This is a genomic window from Bacillus sp. Nf3 (assembly GCF_003028545.1).
In the GTDB taxonomy this organism is placed as follows: Bacteria; Bacillota; Bacilli; order Bacillales; family Bacillaceae; genus Bacillus; species Bacillus safensis.
The window spans coordinates 457,309-481,883 of the sequence record NZ_PYUA01000003.1; the positions used below are offsets into that span (position 1 = coordinate 457,309).

22 protein-coding genes are annotated in these 24,575 nt (G+C 40.9%); all 22 read left to right on the plus strand.

Annotation, left to right across the window (positions count from 1 at the left end):
• The first annotated feature begins 17 nt into the window (after positions 1–17).
• The 22 genes from C9414_RS11810 to bcbE all read left to right on the plus strand — a co-directional run bounded on the left by C9414_RS11810 (position 18) and on the right by bcbE (position 24,378).
• Complete coding sequence (locus C9414_RS11810; RefSeq protein WP_224928314.1) at positions 18–1,100, plus strand: inositol-3-phosphate synthase; 1,083 nt, start codon at positions 18–20, stop codon at positions 1,098–1,100.
• A 3-nt stretch (positions 1,101–1,103) separates the two neighbouring features.
• Positions 1,104–1,955 (plus strand): HAD hydrolase family protein, encoded by an 852-nt coding sequence (locus C9414_RS11815; RefSeq protein WP_107163690.1) that lies wholly within the window; start codon positions 1,104–1,106, stop codon positions 1,953–1,955.
• Positions 1,956–3,092, plus strand: a complete 1,137-nt coding sequence (locus C9414_RS11820) for an aminoacyl--tRNA ligase-related protein (RefSeq protein WP_107163691.1) — start codon at positions 1,956–1,958, stop codon at positions 3,090–3,092.
• Complete coding sequence (locus C9414_RS11825) at positions 3,079–4,209, plus strand: nucleotidyltransferase family protein (protein WP_107163692.1); 1,131 nt, start codon at positions 3,079–3,081, stop codon at positions 4,207–4,209. Before C9414_RS11820 ends, C9414_RS11825 begins: the two co-directional genes overlap by 14 nt.
• Positions 4,210–4,213: 4 nt before the next feature.
• Positions 4,214–5,470, plus strand: coding sequence for an ATP-grasp domain-containing protein (locus C9414_RS11830; RefSeq protein WP_107163693.1), 1,257 nt, complete (start codon positions 4,214–4,216; stop codon positions 5,468–5,470).
• Entirely contained in the window at positions 5,457–6,767 is a 1,311-nt protein-coding gene (locus tag C9414_RS11835) for a type III PLP-dependent enzyme domain-containing protein (protein ID WP_181286141.1), read from the plus strand. Before C9414_RS11830 ends, C9414_RS11835 begins: the two co-directional genes overlap by 14 nt.
• Positions 6,733–7,926, plus strand: coding sequence for an acyl-CoA dehydrogenase family protein (locus C9414_RS11840; RefSeq protein WP_181286142.1), 1,194 nt, complete (start codon positions 6,733–6,735; stop codon positions 7,924–7,926). Before C9414_RS11835 ends, C9414_RS11840 begins: the two co-directional genes overlap by 35 nt.
• A 16-nt stretch (positions 7,927–7,942) precedes the next feature.
• Positions 7,943–8,938: a hypothetical protein gene (locus C9414_RS11845; RefSeq protein ID WP_107163696.1), complete on the plus strand. Its 996-nt coding sequence runs from the start codon at positions 7,943–7,945 to the stop codon at positions 8,936–8,938.
• The gene (locus C9414_RS11850; protein WP_048239793.1) at positions 8,907–9,461 is read left to right on the plus strand and encodes a hypothetical protein; all 555 of its coding nucleotides are present in this window, start codon (positions 8,907–8,909) and stop codon (positions 9,459–9,461) included. Before C9414_RS11845 ends, C9414_RS11850 begins: the two co-directional genes overlap by 32 nt.
• Positions 9,462–9,473: 12 nt before the next feature.
• Complete coding sequence (gene asnB, locus C9414_RS11855; RefSeq protein ID WP_107163697.1) at positions 9,474–11,441, plus strand: asparagine synthase (glutamine-hydrolyzing); 1,968 nt, start codon at positions 9,474–9,476, stop codon at positions 11,439–11,441.
• A gap of 62 nt (positions 11,442–11,503) precedes the next feature.
• Positions 11,504–11,776 carry a YlmC/YmxH family sporulation protein gene (locus C9414_RS11860; protein WP_024424130.1) on the plus strand — a complete coding sequence of 91 codons (273 nt, stop codon included), beginning with the start codon at positions 11,504–11,506 and terminating at the stop codon, positions 11,774–11,776.
• 122 nt (positions 11,777–11,898) lie between these two features.
• Complete coding sequence (gene dpaA / locus C9414_RS11865; RefSeq protein ID WP_047202196.1) at positions 11,899–12,801, plus strand: dipicolinic acid synthetase subunit A; 903 nt, start codon at positions 11,899–11,901, stop codon at positions 12,799–12,801.
• Positions 12,798–13,391 (plus strand): dipicolinate synthase subunit B, encoded by a 594-nt coding sequence (gene dpaB / locus C9414_RS11870; protein WP_039178677.1) that lies wholly within the window; start codon positions 12,798–12,800, stop codon positions 13,389–13,391. The genes dpaA and dpaB overlap by 4 nt, the downstream gene beginning before the upstream one ends.
• Positions 13,392–13,530: 139 nt before the next feature.
• Positions 13,531–14,550 carry an aspartate-semialdehyde dehydrogenase gene (gene asd, locus C9414_RS11875; RefSeq protein ID WP_107163698.1) on the plus strand — a complete coding sequence of 340 codons (1,020 nt, stop codon included), beginning with the start codon at positions 13,531–13,533 and terminating at the stop codon, positions 14,548–14,550.
• Between the two features lie 92 nt (positions 14,551–14,642).
• Positions 14,643–15,857 carry an aspartate kinase gene (gene dapG / locus C9414_RS11880; RefSeq protein ID WP_034662253.1) on the plus strand — a complete coding sequence of 405 codons (1,215 nt, stop codon included), beginning with the start codon at positions 14,643–14,645 and terminating at the stop codon, positions 15,855–15,857.
• Positions 15,858–15,887: 30 nt separating this feature from the next.
• On the plus strand, positions 15,888–16,754 hold the full coding sequence (gene dapA / locus C9414_RS11885; RefSeq protein WP_047202199.1) for a 4-hydroxy-tetrahydrodipicolinate synthase: 867 nt from the start codon (positions 15,888–15,890) through the stop codon (positions 16,752–16,754).
• A 171-nt stretch (positions 16,755–16,925) separates the two neighbouring features.
• Positions 16,926–18,593, plus strand: coding sequence for a ribonuclease J2 (rnjB, locus tag C9414_RS11890; protein WP_012010007.1), 1,668 nt, complete (start codon positions 16,926–16,928; stop codon positions 18,591–18,593).
• Positions 18,594–18,712: 119 nt separating this feature from the next.
• Positions 18,713–19,441: a ClpP family protease gene (locus C9414_RS11895; protein WP_024424124.1), complete on the plus strand. Its 729-nt coding sequence runs from the start codon at positions 18,713–18,715 to the stop codon at positions 19,439–19,441.
• The gene (locus C9414_RS11900; protein WP_008344712.1) at positions 19,438–19,674 is read left to right on the plus strand and encodes a YlzJ-like family protein; all 237 of its coding nucleotides are present in this window, start codon (positions 19,438–19,440) and stop codon (positions 19,672–19,674) included. Before C9414_RS11895 ends, C9414_RS11900 begins: the two co-directional genes overlap by 4 nt.
• 110 nt (positions 19,675–19,784) lie before the next feature.
• Positions 19,785–22,157, plus strand: a complete 2,373-nt coding sequence (locus tag C9414_RS11905; protein WP_142398058.1) for an FtsK/SpoIIIE family DNA translocase — start codon at positions 19,785–19,787, stop codon at positions 22,155–22,157.
• Positions 22,158–22,321: 164 nt separating this feature from the next.
• Positions 22,322–23,047 carry a GntR family transcriptional regulator gene (locus C9414_RS11910; protein WP_039178693.1) on the plus strand — a complete coding sequence of 242 codons (726 nt, stop codon included), beginning with the start codon at positions 22,322–22,324 and terminating at the stop codon, positions 23,045–23,047.
• 101 nt (positions 23,048–23,148) lie between these two features.
• A complete protein-coding gene (bcbE, locus tag C9414_RS11915) occupies positions 23,149–24,378 on the plus strand; it encodes a bacillibactin exporter BcbE (RefSeq protein ID WP_224929260.1) in 1,230 nt (409 codons plus the stop codon).
• The last annotated feature ends 197 nt before the right edge of the window (positions 24,379–24,575 follow it).

The window sequence follows — 24,575 nt, forward strand, 5'->3', positions numbered from 1 at the left end:
AAAAAGGGGTTATGAAAATGACAAAAGTTCGCGTAGCAATTGCAGGAGTAGGATCATGCGCTTCAAGTATCGTTCAATTTGTAGAATCGGCAAAGGAAAAGATGGATACGCTCTCCGGTGTTATGCATGATGTCATTGGAGGTTATCACTTGTCTGATGTGGAATTTGTTGCAGCTTTTGAAGTAGATCAAAATAAAGTAGGAAAAGACTTATCAGAGGCTATTTTTACTAAACCAACGGCTGCAGTAAAACATATTGATGTTCCGTTTTTCCAAGTACCCGTTGAAGCAGGTCCTTTGTGTGATGGTCTTGAAGGAGATTTGTCCAACTGCATTCAGCCGCATGAACAATCATTAAAAATGAACACACATGATGTGACGCAAAGATTAAAGGACGTTCAGGCAGATGTACTAGTCTGCTTCTTACCGACTGGTTCATTTGAAGCTGTTCGAGTATACGCAGAGGCGTGTGCACACGCGCAAACTGCCTTTATTAATGCGACACCTGAACCGGTGGCAAACGATCCTGAATTTGTCAAAATGTTTGAAGAGTCGAATACCCCGCTCCTTGGAGATGATTTAAGAAGTCATTTAGGTGCCACAACACTGCATACAGCGTTAATTGAGCTATTAAAATCCCGAGGAATTGATATTACCAATACGTACCAATTGAATGTCGGAGGCAATACAGACTTTTTAAACCTTGCTAACCCAATGAGATCAACGAGTAAACAAAAATCGAAGAGAAAAGCATTATTTGCCTCTGGTATTGATGCCAGCGAAGTGGCAGCAGGTCCAAATGGCTATGTCAGCTACTTAGGGGATCATAAAGTCTGCTTCCTGCGATTGGAAGGAAATTCTGTTTTAGATTCAGACATTTCGCTTGAAATCCGTTTACAAGTAGAAGATTCTCCGAATTCAGCTGGTGTTATCGCTAACGCAATGCGTGTAGCAAAAGCAGCTAAAGACTTGAATCACAGCGGTGTCATACATGACGTTTGCCCGTTCTTATTCAAAAGCCCTCCAATTGGACAAGTAGATTCAGAATCATTGCGTTTATTCAATGAATATGTAGCAAATGCTCAGCTGAAAAAGGTGTGATCAGTGGTAGCAGAACTAAATCTTTGCGAGATAAAATTTGCCGCTTTTGACTTGGATGGAACATTAATTGATGACAGAGGCAGGCTTGTTGGTGATGTCCATGGCGCAGTAAACATGCTGCGCCAAAGAGGCATTATTTCAATAATTGTCACAGGCAGAACCTATGATTCTTTTTTCTCTCTGAACTTAGATCCATCTTTACTCGATTTATTTCATCATGATGTTTTACTGAATGATGGAAATGTGATTTGCCACCATCAAAAGAAAACATTTGAAGTTATACAATATCTAGATGCTGCTATATGCCGGCAGGTCATCTCATCACTTGATGGTCAAGCTGAATTTGTCATGGAATCACACGGGAAGCATGTGGCATCAAGTAAAAGCGCTAAGTTGAAATATTGCATGCTCTACACATTTCCACGAGAAAAAATAGAGGTTGGTCATCAGAAAGAATTTAAATTTGAACGTGTGACAAAATTATTTATTTTACCGAAAGAAAAAATAGATATCGCTCATCAATTAAGAGATTGTCATTGTGATGTTGCGGATGCCCAGTTTTTAAATGCACAAGTGATATCCCCGAAAGGAATTTGTAAGGCAGATATGCTTGAACGCCATTTATTAGATTGTTTTGGAGAAAATGATTTAAATCGTGTGATTGCTTTTGGAAATGGTCATAATGACAGACTGCTGCTGAAGAAGGCCAAGTGGGGGCTGGCAGTTCAAGATAGCCATCCATCGGCGATTGAGTTATGTGATGTACATCTGGGGGAGTCTATTTATGAATATCTTGATAAAGTTTTACAACCATTAGAAGTACCAGAAGTGATCAATGAAAAGGGAGGAATTTAGTTGAGAACCCTTCAGCTGCCTTTACCAGATGCACTAGAAGATACAATGATACCGGATTTTGTGGAAAGAGTTTCTTTTCTATCTGCCCACATTTTGCACGTTGATCTTCTTGAAGAGGAATCTGTTATTGAAGTAACAGTCGATCATACGGGAGATGCAGAGGCAATATCAGCTGCGTTTTTAAAATTATCGTCAAATGTAGCTCAACTGCGGAGATTTCGTGAAAAGGAAATGAAATCAAATATTCATTTAAAAAGTGAGCCTGTTCATTCGAAACTAAACGGGGATGACCAAAAGAGAACCTTCTATGATGAAATTGAAATGGAGCTCGCACACTATTTTGATCAATTATTCTTAAGTTTGGGGGCTTCACTTGGAGCCAAATTAAGAAGATACCCTTCTACGATGAGTAAAGAATTAATGGAAAAGTGTAAATACCATACGAATTTCCCACAAAATATTTATTCTGTCTTTGAAATACCTCATGATTACCAGGTTATTGATGACATTCGAGAAAAGCATCATGGTTTTTTGCCTGAACACTTCCAGCAAGCAGGTCGTTTTTTACAGCCATGTATTTGTTATCACTGCTATGAGGAATGGGAAGGGAAGACCTATACAGACAATCAAATGATGACAGCAGCTGGGCAGTGTTTTAGACATGAAATTTCTTGGAAAGTAGATCCTCTAAGGAAACTAGAATTTAGTATGCGTGAAATTGTCTTTATCGGTGATAACGAGTACATCAACGAAACAAGAAAAACACTTCTTGAACACACATGGCAATGTTTTCATCAGCTTGGCCTTAGTGGAAAGGTTACCACCGCAAATGATCCCTTTTTCTTTTATGATGATATGGATAAAGCGAATTATCAATTAATGGCGAACAGCAAATATGAGTTAGTAGCTGTGACAGAAAAGAAAGACGTTTCGATCGCTTCATTTAACGATTGTGGAGAGATGCTTTGTGAAAGGTTCCAAATCAAGGGAGAAGATGATATGCCGCTTTATTCAGGTTGTGCCGCATTTGGTATCGATCGATGGGTTCAAGTGTTTTTACAAACTTACGGTCGAAATCGAAAGAATTGGCCGGATGAAATGTTTCATATAAAGGAGGGGCAATATGCTGCAAAGTAATCTGACTCAAGAAGAGCACACAGCCCTCATTTTATCTAATCCCTTTTTAGAAGACAGCCAGATAGAAGAGATGCAGGAGCTTCTATATCAGCAGCAAGACTGGAATGTCATTCTCGGAATGCTGCATGTTCATCGGACAGCAGGTATTGCATGGAAAAATATTAAACGTTACGCCATTCATTTAAGAAAAGATTTTAAAGCAACTTATTTTTTAAAGTCATTAGAGATTATGTATAAGGGGCAAATAGAAACGGCACGAGACAATATCACGTTAAACGATCAGTTATTCCAAGCACTAGATCAAAAAGGAATTGAGTATGCCATTGTAAAAGGAAGTGTGATTGGTCAGTGGGCATACGGCGATGTAGGGCTTCGCTTATTTGGGGACAACGATCTCTTTATCTCACAAGATCAGCTGCAAGAAACTGGACATGTATTAAAAGAATTAGGCTATATTCAAGGTTCTTGGAATTATGAAACGGAGACAGTCACACCTGCGAAACGAAAAGACATTCTTTACCTCATCATGAACTCACATCAAACCTACACCTACATGAAACCTACACCAGAATGCCGCTTTATTGACTGTCATAAAATCGATGTTCAGTTTTCAGTTGACCTCATGACAGGAAACCGGACAGATTCAATTGTCCAAGAAATGCTGTCTAGACGAATTCAAACGTCTGTTGACGAGCACCTTGTATGGTCATTAAAAGAAGAGGATATGCTGATTTTCTTATGTATTCATTTCTACAAAGAGGCGATTTATTTAAATGAAGTCGAGTCAATGAAAGATTTACTGCTTTATAAGCTGCTTGATATATATGGCATGTTTATGAGAGAAGATCTATTGAATGTGGAGCTGTTTGTCCGTCGAACGAAAGCGTATGGTTTTGAAAAGATGGTCTATTTTGCTTTGCATTATGTGAATGAAGTCTTTCCTCATACGATACCTGATCTTGTCATGGATGCACTTCAGCCTGAATCACTTGCTTATTTATCCGAAGTACTGGATGCAAATGATGTTGTTCATACCTGGAATCAGCCCATCCGTAAACGATTCTTTCACATTAATCGGTCTTTAGAAATACAAAAGCATTCTGTTCATAAGGAGTAGTGTGATGAAAGATCCGGCAGCGCTATTTGATTTTAAGGGAAGAAACGACGTCATATGGTTTGGGAATATGAATCAAGAACAAAGCTGGGATCAAACAAAAGCTTTACCTGTTATGACAGACCATGTTCAAAATGAACTAGTTCTCCAGCAAGAACAACAACTGCTTTTGATTGCTTCTAAGGATCATCATGTCATCATGCATCATCAGCCTGAACCTGCTTTTTTAGCCTATTTGGAAAAGCAAGGTGTCGAGCTTCCGCATATGATTCAAAAAGAAGATGCCTTGAAATTAAAGGGACTCATTGTACCGTATCTTTTAGATGAATCGGTTGAAAAAGCATCATCGCTTGAAAAAAGAAAGATTTATGGCTCAAATTCAACACTCGTAAAGCGATTCAATCATAAGATTTCGACTAGAAAATGGGCAGAAGAACATCAGTTTACCGTCACGTGTGGTGCTATTTGTCAAAATGCTGACGAGTTAAAACAGACGTATGAAGAATTAAGAGCGAAGCATTTCTCAAAAATGGTTCTGAAAATACCTTATGGATCATCTGGTAAGGGACTTCGTATTTTAAAAAACGAGAGAGAATTCAAGCAGCTAGTGACCTTTATTGAAAGAAGAAAAATCCAAACAGACCTTCTCTTAGAGGGGTGGCATCCGATTAAGCGATCTTTAAATGCCCAATTGCTCATTCAAGAGGAAGGATCACACTTACTTTCAATTACAGAACAGAAAATCAATGAGGACGGCATCTACTTAGGGACCGATTTTGCGCCTATTTATGAACAGGACAAAAAACGTGAATATGAAGTAAGCATGCATCGAATTATAGAACTACTATATGAAGAAGGGTATCGAGGTGTGGTTGGCGTTGATTCGATCATTGATATAAATGAACAGCTCATACCGATCATTGAAATAAATGCCCGGTTCACGCAAGTTACTTATTTACTCCCAATCATTTGTCGTTTTTTTTCAACCTACGAATATATTGAAAGCCGCTTTAAAAGATTCTCATGCAGTGCCGACCTGCCGTTTGAAGATGTGTTAACGGAGGTAACCGAAGCACTCGATCCGAGAGAAGATGGTGGGTTTTTTATTTATACTTTCGGTAAAACGAGAGCGGATGATATGTGGCATTATCGCCTGTTTATATTGTTTTACCATATGAAGAAGGATAAGCAGATTCATATGCTGACAAAGTTTGATGATATGGAATTTTCAGCAGAAAGGGGGAGAGAATTTGCCAAAAAATGACTCTACGCTCTTAGAGAAAGCGAATGGTTATGGGACGCCGATGTATGTATACGATGGAGATGCATTGAAAGATCACTATGATCACATTACAGCATGGCTCCATCAATCAGCTGAGGTGTTCTTTTCATTTAAGTCCAATGGAAATGTCTCGATTGCGTCATTGTTACGGTCTTTTGGCGCTGGTATAGAAGTGGCTTCTGCAGGAGAGCTCCTTATGGCTGTTAAAGCAGGTTATTCGCCGCAGCATATCATTTTTTCTGGACCAGGTAAGCAGAAGCAAGAGATCGATGTCGCTATCCAGCATGAGATCTATTGTATTATCGCGGAATCAAAGGAAGAGCTTATTTATATCGCAGAGTCTGCAAAGCATCAAAACAAACAGGCATCAGTAGGCATTCGAATTAACCCTGAATCCATTGAGTCACGAGCAAAAATCAAAATGGGCGGAGTTCCAAGTCCATTTGGGATAGATGAATCCAAACTGAAAGACGTATTTGACCTATTTCAGAAGTATGATCATTCGCTTGTTTTTAAAGGGATTCATATGTATTTGGGAACCCAAGTTCTTGATGAAACATCGCTTTTATCATCGTTTGAATACACGCTTAATACAGCTGTTCGAATCAAGAAAGAATATGGACTAACATGCCAGATGGTTGATTTAGGCGGCGGGTTTGGAATTCCGTATTTTCAGCATGAGACACCTCTTCATGCTGAACGGTTATTTCAAAACGTAGCGGAATTGATTCGAGTGTACGAAACTGAGCTGGAATTTCCGAGGTTTATTATTGAGATGGGGAGATTCCTTTTAGCGGAATGTGGTGTTTATTTAACATCTATACAATATGTAAAAGAATCAAAAGGGCAGACGTTTTTAATTGCAGATGGAGGAATGCATCATCATCAAGCGATGACGTTTAGAGGCAGGCTGCTCCGCAATAATTATCCAATGCGGCTCATTAAACCTTCCAACAAACCTTCGGCTGTAGTGAAACAATCGATTGTTGGTCCACTTTGTACCCCAGAAGACTTAATCGGCAGAGAGGTAGAGCTTCCGCAAGGCGATGTAGGTGATCTTCTTTGTATTGAGAAATCTGGGGCATACGGACTTTGCTACAGCCCTACCTTATTTTTAGGTCATTCTTCTCCGCTAGAGCTGCTTTTGTTTGAAGGAAACGATTATGTCATTCGAGATAGAGGGGCCCCGGATGATCTTTTATTGAAACAAAATAGATTATTTTTTATACAAAGGAGGGATGAATATGACACTGACGGAGCTTCGTCAAGAAACGATTGATCGTCTTGTTTTGCAATTTTCGGAAAGGGCGAGTCAGCTTGATGATGAATTTCAGTTCCCGCATCAAAATCTAGACGAGCTGATTAATTGTGGATTACATGTCGCCAATATGCCGAAACAAGACGGGGGTCTTGGATATGGATTTGAAGAAACGGTGACTCTTTTGTCACACATATCTAAAGGATGCGCGTCGACAGGACTCATTATGGCGATGCATTACTATTCGCTCGGCGCATTTTCTGAAGTGCTTACAAGTGAGCAGCAGGCCGTAGTTTTTGAAGATATTTGGCGTTCAGGAGAGCTGATCGCTTCTGTTAGCGATCCGAATGTGATTTTTATTTATCAGCGTAAGCAAATGGGCGGGATTCCGACCATTACCGCAGAGAAAACAGATGGCGGATATCTTGTGAGTGGAACTAAATTCACAGTGACTGGAGCACCGCGCATTAAATATTTACCGATTTATTGTCAGTATGCGCCGTCGTCATGCACATCTCAATATGGAATGACTGCGCTCTTAATGACATTACCGAGTGAAGGCGCTGCGATTGAGGAATCGTGGAATTATTCGGGTATGAGAGCATCGATGAGTCATCACATTCATTTTGACCAAGTGTTTATACCCGATCATCAGCTCATCGGTCGAGAAGGCTACGCAATAGAAGATACTGAAAATTTAATCTATTGGTTTCGTCTAGCTGTTACAGCTGTTTATTATGGCATTGCAAAATCAGCATATGAACATGCCCTCGGTATGGCATATAAAAGAAATGATCGAATTTCCAAGAAAAAATCAGCCTTTTTACCAGGCCAGCAATTTCGTATTGCAGATATGAAAATTAAATTGGATGTTGCACATTCTCAGCTTATGGCCTGCGCTCAGCAAGCAGATCAAGAAAAGAGACAAAATCATTACACAAGTGATTTGTATACGAAGACGCTGATTACAAAACATTTTGTGACGCAAGCAGCAGAAGAAATCGTGCAGCTAGCTTCTCAGGTCGAGGGCTTTTCTTCATTACAGCAAGGATCGTTGCTTGAACGTTTAAGCCGAGATGTGAAAGCGGCAAAATTTCATCCGCCTTCTGAAGATTTATTAAAAGAAGTGATTGCGAAAAAAGAGCTGGGTATTATCCCGTTAAAAAATCGCTGGGTATAAAAAGGAGGAGACATATGTGGCTACTGCAGCACCTATTTACCGGAACAATTATTTAAACTGTTCTCAATTAACGATTGCAGCCATGCTTCTTAGAAAAGGGATTGAAATTGATAGGGTTTGGAGGCAGGCAGGCCTTGTTTATAGACCTCAAGACAAAGGGTTTGTTTTGATCGGTTCCTTTAAACATTTTCGCGAGGATATTCTCCATCATAATGGCATTCATTTAGAAGAAATTTTTTACACGGAAGAGGAATTAGACCTCTATATCAACCGTGTGTTTAAACAGCATCCAAGCACAGGGACTGTCTCTGTTTCCTTAGATATATTTGAATTACCGTACTGTCCATTTTACGAAAGAGAACATGGGTATCACACATTGGAAGTACTTGAGGTAAATGATGATCATGCAGTGGTCAGTGACCATGCTTACTCCTATCATGGCACATTGAGTAAAGACCACTTGATGAAAGCTGCCCGCTCTGTATATGAACATACACCTCGAACCGAGAATCGTTATAAGTGGATCAAACATGTGGAACTTCAGAAAGAACCGGATGTACTGGTGATATTAAAGGAGCATGCTGCCATCTTAGAAGGAGCACCGCCGCATTTTGATTTGCCTGGAGCTGTCACAGGGCTAGGTGCTATTTCAATCATTCAAAAGGATTATATTGATAGTATCAAAGACAATGAAAATGGAAATTTATTAGACAATGTTTATTTTGAAGGATTAAAGGATGTGGCCAACTCTAGAAAACATATGGTGACATTCTTATCTTCTTACGAAAATGAGCTTTTACATCCCCTTATTCAAGCGTTTGAAGATGCTTATCAAAGCTGGACAGTGCTCGCCAATTTTACGGCTAGAGTAGGCCTCAGTAAAAATCCTCGCAGTATGATAGACAGGACGGCGAATCGGTTTCAAAAAACATTAGAAGTGGAGACCCGCCTGCTTACAGAACTAAAAGAGGTGATTCAAAATGAAGACCTATCAAACTCTCTCTCTTCATGATTATGTCAATAATAGAGGCATCACATATCAAAATGAATATGACAAAGGTCAATTAACAATTGGCGGAGCTTCTTTACCGGCTGAGTTAATCATGAACGTGCAAGATCCTATGATCGAAGGGATTCCTTTTCAGTTCATATATCAAGATCAAGGAGACAATATTGAATTAGAGGGACAGTCTCTTCGTTTTCCGCCACTTGAAGCAGAAGCGCTTCATGTCGTTGGCTGTTCATCCAATGGCAATCTTTACGAAGAGATTTCGTTATTACGAGAGGGGAACGTTGTCTGTGAGACTCGGCTTTCATTAACGGATGTGATTGAACGTGAACCTGCATTTCATGATCGAGCGGCATATGCATTTGATTATATTCATACGGTATCCGGCATTAATCATCATTTGACATCAAACCTATGGCTTGATTCGCTCACCTTTTCGCAAAAAGTCGTTTTTGATGAAATTCGCTTTCAAGATAATCCATTTATGCATATTTTCGCAATGACGATTCAGCAGTCAGATCATTAATGGAAGGGAGCCATGTCTATGTGCGGCATTGCAGGCTATTGTCATTTTAACCAAGCGCCACTTGATCCTCACATCTTACTGAAGATGAAAAACGCACTTGCTGTGCGTGGACCTGATGATAGTGGTGTCTATCAAGATGACTCAGTTGGTCTGGTTCATACGCGGCTTTCAATAATTGATATTCAATCTGGGCCGCAACCAATAACAAATGAAGATGATTCTATATGTGTGATTCTAAATGGAGAGATTTATAATTTCAAAGAATTAAGAGAGAACTTATGGAATAAAGGCCATTTGTTTCGCACAGAGACAGATACAGAAGTGCTTGTTCATGGCTATGAAGAATACGGAATTTCCTTTGTTGAGCAATTAAACGGAATGTTTGCAGCTGCGATATGGGATAAAAAGAAGAAAGCACTTTATTTGTTTAGAGACCGTTCTGGGATTAAACCGCTGTATGTTTCAGAATGCCGGGGAGGGCTTATTTTTGGTTCGGAAATGAAAGCTCTTTTTCAGCATCCAGACATACAAACTGCTATTGAGCCGGACGCTGTTCTTAGTTATTTATCCTTCCGTTATTCGATCGGCGAGCAGACTTTTTTTCAAGGCATTCAAAAATTACCCCCAGGTGTCATCTTGAAAATAGATGAAACAGGCATAACAAAAGAGACCTACTGGCAATATCCGCTCCCAGCTGATGGGATCGATCAGGGAGAACGTTATTATCAAAAGGAATTGTTTGAATTAATTCAAGATAGTGTGCAAAAACAGATGATGTCTGACGTGCCTGTGGGAGCTTTTTTAAGCGGGGGAGTGGATTCGACTTCGATTGTCGCTTTGATGTCCAAATACAAAAACGAGAATATTCATTGTTTTTCGACCAGCTTTGAAGAGGAGGGCTTTTCTGAAGAAAGCTATGCCAAACTCGCGGCAGATCAATACAATGTGAAGCTTCACTCACATCGAATGAGTGAAGAAGAGTATTTTCAATTATTGCCTGAAGTTGTGAAGCGAAGAGATCATCCTCTTTCTATTCCTCATGAAGTCGCTTTTTACCATATGTCACGGGAAGCAAAAAAGCACGTGACGGTAGTTCTATGTGGTGAAGGAGCGGATGAATTGTTTGCAGGTTATGGACGTGTCTTTAGGAGTCCAGCAGATTGGCGGAAAATTGTATGGCTTCAAAAAAACCGAAAACTGTCCTCTATCCTTTCGAAGGTATTATTTGAACCATCCTTTCAGCAGCAGGTGGATCAATTGATCGACCTTGAAGGTGAGATGGATCATTACAAAAAAAGGTATGCATGGTTTACTGCTGGCGAAAAAGAGCAGCTTTTAAGTCGGCACGCTGGTTCAATTGACCCTCCTGACTCACACATGAACCAGTTTATTGCCCATTGCTTTCAAAAGATGGAGGGTGCGTCGTATGAAAATAAACTGCTCTATTTATTCCAGCAGATTCATTTACCAAATCTGTTAGACCGGCTTGATATGATGACGATGTCACATGGACTAGAAGCGCGTGTTCCATTTCTTGATCATCGCATCATCCAATTTGTCAATGACATGCCCTTCAAATATAAGCTTCCTTATAAAGGACTGCCTAGCAGGCTGCAAGCATTTTTTCAGTCGAGTCTCAAAACGAGTGAGGTACAAGACATTCCGAAATATATGTTAAAAAAGACAATGGAGCAAACGGTGGATAAGCGTATATTATATAGAAGGAAAATGGGTTTTCCGGTTCCAGTGTATCATTGGATGAGCAAACGAATGAAAGAAATCGAAGAGAAGCTTCTTGATCAACAAAGCTTTGCAACAGAACTGTTTCAAAGAAAGCCACTAGAACAATTTTTACGAAATCATTCGAATCAGAAAAACAAAAATGGAGCGGATCAAAAAGTCTGGATGCTGTACAACTTGGAATTATGGCATGATCACTATATGAAAGGGACGCAGCTTTCTCTCCAAACGAGTCATTAAAGAGATCCGGTCTATTCCCCTTGTCTGTTGCATATATGATACGGAAGGGAAGTGATGCGATTTTGAGGCTGAGTGAACTGTCGGGAAAAGAGATTGTCGATATTAAAAGAGCGGAGCGGCTTGGCGTGCTTGGACAAACTGATCTTGAAATCAATGAACAGGACGGTCAAATTACAGCACTCATTATACCTTCCGTGAAGTGGTTTGGCTTTCGAAAACAAGGAAATGACATCCGCGTCCCGTGGAATCACATTCAAAAAATAGGATCAGATATGATCATTCTCGATGTGCCTGAAGAACTTCAGCCGCACGGAGAAAAAGAGCACCCACAATAATGGGTGCTCTTTTTCTTTTCTCTTTCTGATTCGTTCACAGGCTGAATCCTCTCCTCATATGCTGAAAGGGAGATTCAGAAAATATTACAGACTTTTTTAAATAAAGAAGGTGAACGGTCAGTATGTTGAGCGGTTTAACGGTTGCGGTGATCGGGGGAGATGCAAGGCAGCTTGAAATTATTCGCAAGTTGTCACAGCAGCATGCCAAAGTGTTTTTGGTCGGATTTGATCAGCTGGATCATGGATTTATCGGTGCTGAAAAGCTGAAAATGTCTGAACTTCCATTCGAACAAGTAGACAGTATGATCCTGCCAGTATCAGGGGCAACGGATGAAGGCGCTGTTGCTACAGTTTTTTCAAACGAGCAGGTCTTGCTGGAAGCGAAATATTTAGAAAGAACCCCTGCCCATTGTACCTTGTACTCAGGTATTTCAAATACGTACTTAGACAATCTGGCAAAGCAGGTGAACCGGAAGCTTGTGAAGCTGTTTGAGCGAGATGATATTGCCATATATAACTCTATTCCAACAGTTGAAGGAATTATCATGATGGCCATTCAGCAAACGGACTATACGATTCACGGGTCTCACGTCGCTGTTCTCGGACTTGGAAGAACAGGACTCACCATTGCCCGCACATTTCGGGCACTAGGGGCAGACGTAAAAGTAGGGGCGGCAGACACAGCACATTTAGCGCGGGCCTTTGAGATGGGGCTTGATCCATTTTCAATGGACCAGTTAAAAGAGGAAGTAACGGATGTTGATATTATCATCAATACCATTCCAAGTCTTGTATTAGATTCATCTGTCATCGTCAGCATGACACCAAAGACACTCATTTTGGATATCGCCTCCCGCCCAGGCGGAACAGACTTTGACTTTGCACAAAAGCACGGAGTGAAGGCACTTCTTGCACCAGGACTCCCAGGGATTGTTGCACCAAAGACAGCAGGACAAATCATTGCAAAAGTGCTTTCCGGGCTTTTATGTGAACTTGCGGAGGAAAAAAGGGGGATGGAATCATGACAACATTAAAAGGGAAAAGAATCGGCTTTGGTTTAACAGGTTCCCACTGTACGTATGAAGCCGTTTTTCCGCAAATCGAAGCGCTTGTAAAAGAAGGGGCAGAGGTGCGTCCAGTAGTGTCGTACACGGTGCAGAGCACGAATACGAGATTTGGAGAGGGAGCCGAGTGGATCGAGCGGATTGAGAAGCTGACTGGATTTCAAGCGATTGACTCAATCGTGAAAGCAGAGCCGCTTGGACCTAAGCTGCCGCTTGATTGTATGGTCATTGCTCCTTTAACTGGAAACTCAATGGCGAAATTTGCAAATGCCATGACAGACAGTCCTGTTTTAATGGCTGCTAAAGCGACCATTCGAAATCATCGACCTGTCGTTTTAGGTATCTCAACAAATGATGCGTTAGGCTTAAATGGTACAAATCTGATGAGACTGATGTCGACAAAGAATATTTTCTTTATTCCGTTTGGCCAGGATGATCCATTCAAAAAACCGACCTCTATGGTCGCAAATATGGATCTGCTATCTCAAACAGTAGAAGAGGCACTCCAGCATAGACAAATTCAACCAATTTTAATTGGACCAAACGAATAATAGATTCACTAGAAAATCATGAAAGATTCAAAAAAGATGCTTCAAGCCTTGCTTTTCTATGGTAAAATAAAATGTAAAAAGTCATAGGATGGCCATCCGAAAGAAAAGAATCGTGGATGGGTCGGAAGGAGTTTTACTGATGGGAAGAGGATTGCATGTAGCTGTAGTTGGAGCGACTGGAGCTGTCGGTCAACAAATGTTAAAAACACTAGCTGACAGAGATTTTGAAATGGATACACTTACTCTACTATCCTCAAAACGTTCTGCTGGAACAAAAGTGACATTCAGAGGCCAAGAGTACACTGTTCAGGAAGCAACACCTGAAAGTTTTGAAGGAGTGAATATTGCATTATTCAGTGCTGGAGGAAATGTTTCTAAAGCGCTGGCTCCTGAAGCAGTCAAACGAGGTGCGATTGTTGTAGACAACACTAGTGCTTTTCGTATGGACGAAAACATCCCTCTTGTCGTACCAGAGGTAAACGAAAAAGACTTGCATGATCATCAAGGAATCATTGCAAACCCTAACTGTTCAACGATTCAAATGGTAGCGGCATTAGAACCGCTTCGTCAGGCGTATGGAATGAAAAAAGTCATTGTCTCTACGTATCAAGCAGTATCAGGTGCGGGACATGAGGCCATTGACGAACTATACAGCCAATCACAAGCCATTTTAAATAAAGAAGTTGTAACACCTGAAGTTATGCCTTATCAAATTGCATTTAATGCGATTCCGCAAATTGATAAATTCCAAGACAATGGCTATACATTCGAAGAAATGAAAATGATCAACGAAACGAAAAAAATCATGCATATGCCAGAGCTGGAAGTAGCGGCAACATGCGTGAGACTTCCAATTGAAACGGGACATTCAGAATCTGTCTACGTCGAACTAGAATCAAATGATGCAACAGTGGAAGACCTCAAAACAATTCTAAAAGATGCACCAGGAATTACGCTGCAAGATGATCCATCTCAGCAAATTTATCCAATGCCTGCAGATGCTGTTGGGAAAAACGACGTCTTTGTCGGCCGCATTCGGAAAGATTTGGACCGTCCAAACGGGTTCCATATGTGGATTGTATCTGATAACCTGCTTAAAGGTGCTGCATGGAACTCAGTTCAAATTGCAGAAAGCTTAAAAGCATTAAAATTAGTTTAACATTCAATGGATGATGAGGACGAACAGAAGAGAGTTAGGCATCTTTCGCCTGCTCTCTTCTGTTACGTCATAATGAACTTGGAGTGAAAACAGTGAAAATAATTGTCCAAAAATTTGGCGGTACATCTGTCAAAGATGATCAAGGTAGAAAAAGGGCACTTGCACATATCTTATCTGCAAAAGAGAAAGGCTATAAGTCGGTTGTCGTCGTTTCTGCAATGGGACGAAAAGGCGATCCCTATGCGACAGATACGCTGCTTGGTCTGCTTTACGGCAGCGCGCAGCATATGACAAATCGAGAAAAAGACTTGCTTGTTTCCTGCGGAGAGAATATCTCAGCTGTTGTGTTTTCAAGTATGCTGAATGAAAACGGTCTAAAGGCTGTAGCGATGACTGGTGCTCAGGCTGGCTTTGTAACAGATAAGGAGCATACAAGTGCGAAAATTATTGACATGAAGTGCGAACGTCTGGAGGCAGCACTGTCTGAACATGATGTTGTCGTTGTTGCTGGATTCCAGGGAGCCGCGAAAAATGGAGACGTGACAACAATCGGACGAGGTGGCAGTGATACGTCCGCCGCTGCTTTAGGCGCTGCATTGCAGGCAGACTTTATTGATATTTTTACAGATGTAGAAGGCGTTATGACAGCAGATCCCCGTATTGTTGAAAATGCAAAACCGCTGAGAGTCGTGACATATACGGAAATTTGCAACCTCGCATATCAAGGGGCAAAAGTCATTCACCCAAGAGCTGTCGAAATTGCGATGCAAGCAAAAGTACCAATGAGGGTCCGTTCAACATACTCTGATGATGAGGGCACACTCGTTACATCACACTACTCAGATAAAATGAGCCATGATGTGTACGATCGCCTCATTACGGGTATTGCACATGTTAATGATGTGACGCAAATCAAAGTTCCTGCAAAAGAAGGTCAGTACAGCGTACAAACAGAGGTCTTCAAAGCAATGGCAAACGCACAAATCAGTGTCGACTTCTTCAACATCACACCGAGTGAAATTGTGTATACAGTGACAGGTGCAATGACTGAAAAGGCAACGTCGATCCTAAAAGATCTTGGCTATACGCCAATTGTGACAACAAATTGTGCGAAAGTATCAGCTGTTGGCGCAGGCATTATGGGTGTACCAGGTGTCACATCTAAAATTGTATCGGCTCTATCCGAGCAAAACATTCCGATTTTACAATCAGCTGACAGTCATACGACCATTTGGGTGTTAGTGAACGAAGAAAACATGAGAGCGGCTGTCAATGCCCTGCATGAAGTGTTTGAACTTTCAAGATAAATGTGATTGAATCATGATGAGGTGAAAAAAATGAATTTCGGAAATATCGCAACAGCTATGATTACACCTTTTGATAAAAAGGGCAACATCGATTTCCAAAAGCTATCAATTCTCATTGATTACTTGTTAAAAAACGGCAGTGACTCTTTAGTCGTTGCAGGGACAACAGGCGAATCGCCAACTTTATCGAATGAAGAAAAAGTTGCTCTTTTTCAGCAATCGGTCAAATTAGCAAATGGTCGTTGTAAAATCATTGCAGGAACAGGCAGTAATAATACAAATGCGTCTATCAAACTAACGAAAAAAGCAGAAGAAGCGGGCGTTGATGCAGTGATGCTTGTCGTACCTTATTACAACAAGCCATCACAGGAAGGCATGTATGCACACTTTAAAGCAATTGCCGAGTCTACATCTCTTCCTGTCATGCTTTACAATGTACCAGGAAGAACGGCTGCGTCATTAGCACCAGAAACAACAATTAAGCTTGCACAAATACCAAACATTGTTGCCATTAAAGAAGCAAGCGGCGATCTTGATGCCATGACAAAAATCATTGCAGAGACGCCAGAAGATTTCGACGTATATTCAGGGGACGACAGCTTAACACTTCCAGCTGTATCTGTTGGTGCAAAAGGAGTTGTCTCTGTTGCGTCTCATATCGTAGGACTGGATATGCAGCAAATGCTGAAAAGCTATGCTTCAGGTCAAACAGCGAATGCAGCATTGATCCATCAAAAGCTGCTTCCAATCATGAAACAGCTTTTCTCAGCGCCAAATCCAACGCCTGTCAAAACAGCCCTTCAGCTGAAAGGACTAGACGTCGGATCTGTTCGTCTTCCGCTTTTGCCTTTGTCAGAAGAAGAGAGACTGAATTTAAGCAGCGTTTTAAACAGCTGATCAAAACAAAAGATTTCGTAAGCGGTCATTCTCAGATGTCCCTGAGTATGACCGTTTTTTATACATAAACACTTTCTTAAAATGTGACTTCATCTTGTTTTCTAAAATTAGATTCAGTTATAATAGCATTAAGCGATGATGGACGGGCTTGAGACTAGGAGGATAAGAATTTTGAAAAAGAAAAATACAGAGAACGTAAGAATTATTGCACTCGGAGGCGTTGGAGAAATCGGGAAAAACCTATATGTCATTGAGATTGATTCGGACATATACGTGGTAGATGCAGGCTTAATGCATCCAGAAAACGAAATGCTAGGCATTGACGTCGTCATTCCTGATATCTCTTATTTAACAGAACGTGCTGATCGGGTGAAAGCAATTTTTCTTACCCACGGACATGATGAAGCAATCGGAGGCGTATTCCATTGCTTGAGCAAATTGTCTGTACCAGTCTACGGAACGAAGCTGACCCTTGCGTTACTTCGAGAAAAATTAAAGCAGTATGGCTTCAATCAAAAAGCTGATTTGCGTGAGGTACATGCAAAGTCAGTCATTACTTTTGAAACAACAAAAGTATCATTCTTTAGAACGAATCACAGCATCCCTGATTCAGTAGGGATCAGCTTCAAAACATCTCTTGGTTCAATCGTATGCACAGGTGATTTTAAATTTGATCAAACCCCAGCGCTTAACCAAGCCTGTGACATCGGAGAGATTGCGAAAATTGGAAACAATGGCGTTTTAGCACTACTTTCAGACAGTGCAAATGCTGAAAAACCAGGCTATACACCTTCTGAGGCGCTCGTCCAAGACGAAATCTCAAATGCGATGTACAATGCTGAAAATCGGGTGATTGTTGCTGTGTCTTCATCTAATATTAACCGCGTGCAGCAGATCATTAATGCAACAAATCAAAATGGCCGTAAGCTTGCCGTTGCAGGGAAGAATATGATGACAACCCTTCAGCTGGCGATCAAGCTTGGTTATGTGACAGCAGATGAAGAATTATTTGTACCCGTTCAAGAAGTGAAGAAAATGGCGAAAAACGATGTGGTCATCCTGACTGCTGGAAGCCACGGAGAGCCTCTTGCTGCTTTAACAAAAATGGCGAAGCAAAATCACAAACAGCTTCATATTGAAAAAGATGACACTGTTGTGATTGCATCTACACCACTTCCTGGACAAGAACTCACATACTCTAAAACAGTGGATTTCCTCACAAGAAGCGGAGCACAAGTCATTTTTGCACAAAAACGTGTGCATGTATCTGGACATGGCTGCCAAGAAGAGTTAAAGCTGATGCTGAACTTACTAAAACCGAAGTATTTAATTCCGGTGAATGGCGAATATCGTATGCAAAAAGCACATTCTCGTATTGCCGAAGAAGTAGGTATGAAACGCAGCGACATTTTCTTGATTGATAAAGGAGATGTGGTTGAGTTTAGAGGACAGAACGTCAAAATCGGTGAAAAAGTTCACCAAGGGAACATTTTAATCGATGGTCTTGGCGTTGGTGATATCGGAAACATCGTGTTACGCGATAGACGCCTGTTGTCTCAAGACGGCATCTTGATCGTTGTCATTACGCTCGATAAACAAAAGAAACAATTAATTTCTGGACCTGAAATCATCACAAGAGGATTTGTCTATGTAAGAGAATCCGAAGAGCTGATTGTGAAAGCAACAGAAATGGTCAAAGGGATTGTCAAAGAGCAAACGGAAAATTCAATTGTTGAATGGTCAACATTGAAACAATCCATGCGCGATGTACTCAATCAATTCCTATATGAAAAAACAAAACGTAAGCCGATGATCATTCCAATTATTATGGAAGTGTGATGATAAAGCCCAAAGAGTATAAGCTCTTTGGGCTTTTTTGATGTGGCTTGAGGAATGCGGATGGAATATGGGCTATTTGTTCATAATAGAAGAAGAGTTTGAGGAAAGGATGGAGACAAATGGACGAAAAGAATGAACAGCAGCCTGAGCGAAAGCCAGAAGAAAAAGATAGCATTATGAGCAAAATACAGCAGCTCGGTGAAACAGCCGTTCCGCAGCTGCCGCAAGATACAAATATCCATTGCCTCACCATTATTGGACAAATTGAAGGCCATATGCAGCTTCCACCGCAAAATAAAACAACCAAATACGAACATGTCATTCCACAAATCGTAGCCGTTGAACAAAACCCGAAAATAGAGGGCCTTTTGATCATCTTAAATACAGTAGGGGGAGATGTTGAAGCGGGACTCGCAATTGCAGAAATGCTTGCTTCTTTATCGAAACCAACTGTTTCGATTGTGCTTGGCGGCGGCCACTCGATAGGTGTCCCGATTGCTGTATCGTGTGACTATTCGTATATTGCCGAAACAGCCACGATGACCATTCACCCTGTGCGATTAACAGGTCTTGTCATTGGTGTTCCGCAAACCTTTGAATACTTAGATAAAATGCAGGAAAGAGTCATTAACTTTGTCACAAGCCACTCCAACATTACAGAAGAGAAGTTTAAAGAGCTCATGTTCTCCAAAGGCAATTTGACAAGAGACATCGGAACAAATGTCGTTGGTCATGAGGCAGCGGAATACGGACTCATGAATGAAGTCGGCGGTGTAGGACAAGCGATTAAAAAGTTGAATGAACTTATCGGAGACAGGGCATCTCAAAACGAGGGGCTGATCCAATGATTTTATATACGCCTATGCCATATGAAGCCATTTACGCTGAGGAACAGGGAGAACGTAAACTCCAGCAGGTAAACATTCAAGGTGTGCCAGTGATGGTTGAAATGAAAGAAGATGAAGCAGAAATCGTTCAAGTCATGAGCACCAATCCAATGGATTTTCTCAATCAAGAGCTTGCACCAGGCAAGCGATTGAAGTTACATTTAGGCACCAATCAAACCGACTCATATGAATGATTCTATGCTATAATAAAGGGAAAACTTACAACAAGATGCAGCCAAAACCAGGCTGCATTCTTTCTGATCTTTCGGTAGGTTATATTTTCTTTCGTAGTAAGGTGATGAGTATGGCTAAAAAGAGAAAACGGAAAACGAGAAAAAAACAAAATAAACAGCTAAAACTGAAATATGAATTAAATGGGTTAGTCTGTATTGCCATAGCGATCATTGCCATTTTACAGCTGGGCGTTGTTGGACAAACCTTTGTACATCTATTCCGATTCTTTGCAGGTGAATGGTTTATTCTCTGCCTTATCGGATTATTTCTTTTTGGTGTGACGATTTTCTGGAAAAAACAAATCCCAGATATTTTGACAAGAAGAAAAGCAGGTCTCTACTGCATCATTGCGAGCATCTTGCTTTTGTCACATGTGAAGCTTTTCCAGCATCTTTCATCTGCTGGCGTCATTGGCTCTCAAAGTGTAATTAGAAATACATTTGAGCTTTTCTTGATGGATATGAAAGGTGAAACAGGGTCACCTGATTTAGGGGGCGGCATGATCGGAGCTGTATTGTTTGCTGCTTCTTATTTCTTATTTGCGCAAGCAGGCTCGCAAATCATGGCTATTGTTCTGATGCTGATTGGAATTGTTCTGATTACAAACCGATCTCTTCAGGAAATGGTGAAAAAAGTGACGATTCCTGTATCACAATTTATGGTGAAGCAGTGGAAGGCGTTTGTTGAAGATATGAAAGGAATCAGGCAGGCGAAAAAGAGCGCGTCCTCTCAGAAAACAGGTGAAAAGAAAAAACGTTCACGCATTCAAGAAGAAGATGATGATGATTTGATCTTGATCGAAGAGGAAACGCCGTCTTCTGAGAATAGCCAGCCGATTATTTCAAGCTTTGCAGACAGGGATGACATTCTCACCCCGCCCGTTCAAAAGAAGCAGGCGGCAAAAGAGACAGAGCCTCTTCAAGAGTCTGTGCAAAGTGCACCAGTTCAATCAGATACAGCTGATGAACCAAAAGAGGCACCGCCGATGACATTTACAGAACTTGAAAACAAAGATTACGAATTGCCATCACTTGATATTTTGGCAGAGCCGCAGCATTCAGGTCAGCAAACAGATAAGAAAAATATATATGAAAATGCAAGAAAGCTTGAAAAAACATTTCAAAGCTTTGGTGTGAAAGCAAAAGTCACACAGGTTCATTTAGGTCCAGCTGTGACCAAATATGAAGTATATCCAGATGTCGGCGTGAAGGTCAGCAAAATCGTCAATTTAAGTGATGATTTAGCCCTCGCACTTGCAGCAAAGGACATTCGAATTGAGGCACCGATTCCTGGTAAATCAGCCATCGGGATTGAAGTTCCGAATGCAGAAATTGCCATGGTTTCATTAAAAGAGGTATTAGAATCGAAGCAAAATGACCGTCCAAATGCTAAGCTCCTTATTGGCTTAGGCCGCAATATCTCGGGTGAAGCCGTGCTTGCTGAAATGAACAAAATGCCGCATTTACTTGTAGCAGGTTCGACTGGAAGCGGAAAAAGTGTTTGTATCAATGGCATTATCACAAGTATTCTCATGAGAGCGAAGCCTCATGAAGTGAAAATGATGATGATTGATCCAAAAATGGTTGAATTAAATGTGTATAACGGCATTCCGCACCTTTTGGCACCTGTCGTAACAGACCCTAAGAAAGCTTCTCAAGCACTTAAAAAAGTAGTCAGCGAAATGGAACGCCGCTATGAATTGTTTTCTCATACGGGGACAAGAAATATTGAAGGATACAATGATTACATTAAACGAATGAATCAAACAGAAGATGCCAAACAGCCAGAGCTTCCTTATATTGTTGTCATTGTAGACGAGCTTGCAGATTTAATGATGGTGGCTTCCTCTGATGTGGAAGATTCCATTACAAGACTTTCTCAAATGGCTCGTGCTGCGGGAATTCATTTGATTATCGCTACACAAAGACCTTCTGTTGATGTCATTACTGGTGTCATTAAAGCCAACATCCCGTCCCGCATTGCCTTTAGCGTATCCTCCCAAACAGATTCAAGGACGATCCTTGATATGGGGGGCGCAGAAAAGCTGCTGGGCAGAGGGGACATGCTGTTTTTACCTGTTGGTGCAAACAAGCCGGTTCGTGTGCAAGGCGCCTTTTTATCAGATGAAGAAGTGGAACATGTTGTTGATCATGTGATCACACAGCAAAAAGCCCAATACCAAGAGGAAATGATTCCAAGCGAAGAAACGCAGGATCAGCTTGCAGCTGTGGAAGATGATCTATATGATGAAGCAGTTGAACTGATCATTGGTATGCAGACGGCTTCTGTCTCTATGCTGCAAAGAAGGTTCCGCATCGGTTATACCCGGGCAGCACGTCTCATTGACGCAATGGAAGAGCGAGGCGTTGTAGGCCCATATGAAGGAAGTAAACCAAGAGAGGTTCTTCTCTCAAAAGAACAATATGACGAGCTCTCTTCATAAGTTGAAGAGAGCTTTCGTGAAAAGCAGTAAACGATAGTATGATTATGTTAACTGGATGTCAGACTATTTATTTATTTGCAAAAACATGATATAGTTATGTTCAACTTATCTCGGAATAGAGATTTCTCATCTTATCATTTGCATTGATTAGACGGAGGGAAAACATGTCGACCAAAACAGACAATCGCCATTTATATTTGAAAGTGATTGACCGTATTAAAGAAGATATTCAAACAGGTGTATATGCCGAAAAAGAAAAGCTGCCTTCTGAGTTTGAGCTCTCAAAGCTTTTAGGTGTGAGCAGAGCGACACTGCGTGAAGCCCTTCGTATATTAGAAGAAGAAAAGTATTTAATAAGAAGGCATGGCGTGGGGACTTTCGTCAACTCAAGACCACTTTTTTCGACAGGCATAGAACAGCTGACAAGTGTCACGAAAATGATTGAGCAGGTCAATATGACGCCTGGTACCATCTTTTTATCCTCGCAAGAAGGGGAGCCAACAGAGAATGATGTCATTCGTTTTCAGTGTGATGAATCTGATGGGATTTTTTCAATGGAACGCGTTCGAACGGCAGATGGACAGCCAGTTGTTTATTGTTTAGATAAAATTCCAGTCAAACACCTTCCCGCTTCTTTTACACATGAAGAAGAGTCTCTTTTTGAGCTTTTTGGAAGAGAACCGCACAGTGGGATTAAATATGCAGTTGCAGACATTGAACCAATTGGGTACCACGATCAGGTCTCACCGATTCTAGATTGTGACCCTGAAACGGCGTTATTATTACTCAAACAAATGCACTATGATCAGGATGATCAGCCGGTCTTATACTCCCTCAATTATTTTCGAGCAGATAAATTCAGCTTTCATGTCATACGCAAACGATTTTAAAAAGCAGTCGCTTTCATAGGCGGCTGCTTTTTGTTTGCCATACATAATACTCGTCAAACTTGCCACACTAATACGTAACAGTATATAGAATTGGGTGAATGATGTTGGGCGAGAAAACAGTCAGTAAAAAGAATATCATTGCGTTATCATCAGTCCCTCTAATCATGACACTAGGGAACTCGATGCTAATACCTGTATTGCCAGAGATAGAAAAGAAACTCTCGATCACTTCCTTTCAAGTCTCTCTCATTATTACGGTATATTCGGTTGTAGCAATCTTATGTATTCCAATCGCCGGTTATTTATCAGACCGGATTGGGCGGAAAAAGGTACTGCTGCCGTGTCTTTTAATCGCCGGACTTGGAGGGGCTGTGGCAGCAGTCGCCTCAACAATCATGAAAGAACCGTATATGTGGATTCTTCTTGGCAGGGTCCTTCAAGGTGTCGGTTCAGCTGGAGCGGCACCTGTTGTTATGCCATTTATAGGAGATTTGTTTCATGATGATGAAGAGGTCAGTGCGGGACTTGGGGCCATTGAAACCTCTAACACAGCGGGAAAGGTACTAAGCCCGATTATTGGAGCACTTCTTGCTTCATGGTTTTGGTATGTGCCGTTTTGGTTCATTCCGTTCTTTTCAGCCATCAGCTTTCTCATGGTACTGTTCATGGTAGAGTCGGCAAAAAAAGAGGAGGACCCGCCCTCATTTAAAGAATTTTTAAAATCAACAAAGACCATTTTTAAGCATGAAGGACGCTGGCTTTATGCCATTTTTGCTATTGGCGGTTTTATTATGTTCCTTCTTTTTGGTGTGCTTTTTTACTTATCCGATAATCTAGAGGCTGCTTATCAAATAAAAGGTGTCAAAAAAGGGTTCCTGCTCAGTATTCCGCTCCTTTTTCTATCAATCAGTTCCTTCGTTGCTGGAAAAACGATTGGAAAAGAAAAAGGCAAAATGAGAATCTTTTTAATCGCAGGTATGGCTTTGTTATCACTTTCTTATATTTTTTTATGGTGGAATCACAGCTTTTACGTATTGTTTATCTGTTTAAGCATTGGCGGTGTTGGTATCGGTATTGTGTTGCCTGCACTTGATGCGCTGATTACTGAAGGAATTGAAAAAGAACAGTGCGGTACCATTACGTCATTTTATAGCAGTATGCGTTTTATCGGTGTTGCTTTAGGACCTCCGATTTTTGCCTATCTTATGGATAAAGGGGACTCCATTGTTTTTATTCTCTCGACCATTTGCAGTCTCATTTCACTATTTTTGGTCCTCTTTTTCATCCAGCCAGATGAAGAGGATGAGAGTGAACAATTGAAAACAGTTTAAATATAGAAAAAAGACGGCATTTTGCCATCTTTTTTCTTTTTTATAAATTGACATGTAAAATTTTGATAGTTAAACTAATGTATAGTAATATCTTTTAAATTATCCCAAATTGGAGGTGTTCAAAAACATTCATTTTCTGTCTTTCTTTAGGCAGAAATTGAGCTCGCGTGCTGATGATGGAGATGTGTTTCTTCAAC

Coding starts and splice junctions, on each gene's coding strand:
- C9414_RS11810 (WP_224928314.1), top strand. CDS start 18: ATGACAAAAGTTCGCGTAGCAATTGCAGGAGTAGGATCATGCGCTTCA.
- C9414_RS11825 (WP_107163692.1), top strand. CDS start 3,079: ATGCTGCAAAGTAATCTGACTCAAGAAGAGCACACAGCCCTCATTTTA.
- C9414_RS11830 (WP_107163693.1), top strand. CDS start 4,214: ATGAAAGATCCGGCAGCGCTATTTGATTTTAAGGGAAGAAACGACGTC.
- C9414_RS11840 (WP_181286142.1), top strand. CDS start 6,733: ATGACACTGACGGAGCTTCGTCAAGAAACGATTGATCGTCTTGTTTTG.
- C9414_RS11850 (WP_048239793.1), top strand. CDS start 8,907: ATGAAGACCTATCAAACTCTCTCTCTTCATGATTATGTCAATAATAGA.
- asnB (WP_107163697.1), top strand. CDS start 9,474: ATGTCTATGTGCGGCATTGCAGGCTATTGTCATTTTAACCAAGCGCCA.
- dpaA (WP_047202196.1), top strand. CDS start 11,899: ATGTTGAGCGGTTTAACGGTTGCGGTGATCGGGGGAGATGCAAGGCAG.
- dpaB (WP_039178677.1), top strand. CDS start 12,798: ATGACAACATTAAAAGGGAAAAGAATCGGCTTTGGTTTAACAGGTTCC.
- asd (WP_107163698.1), top strand. CDS start 13,531: ATGGGAAGAGGATTGCATGTAGCTGTAGTTGGAGCGACTGGAGCTGTC.
- dapA (WP_047202199.1), top strand. CDS start 15,888: ATGAATTTCGGAAATATCGCAACAGCTATGATTACACCTTTTGATAAA.
- C9414_RS11895 (WP_024424124.1), top strand. CDS start 18,713: ATGGACGAAAAGAATGAACAGCAGCCTGAGCGAAAGCCAGAAGAAAAA.
- C9414_RS11900 (WP_008344712.1), top strand. CDS start 19,438: ATGATTTTATATACGCCTATGCCATATGAAGCCATTTACGCTGAGGAA.
- C9414_RS11905 (WP_142398058.1), top strand. CDS start 19,785: ATGGCTAAAAAGAGAAAACGGAAAACGAGAAAAAAACAAAATAAACAG.
- C9414_RS11910 (WP_039178693.1), top strand. CDS start 22,322: ATGTCGACCAAAACAGACAATCGCCATTTATATTTGAAAGTGATTGAC.
- bcbE (WP_224929260.1), top strand. CDS start 23,149: ATGTTGGGCGAGAAAACAGTCAGTAAAAAGAATATCATTGCGTTATCA.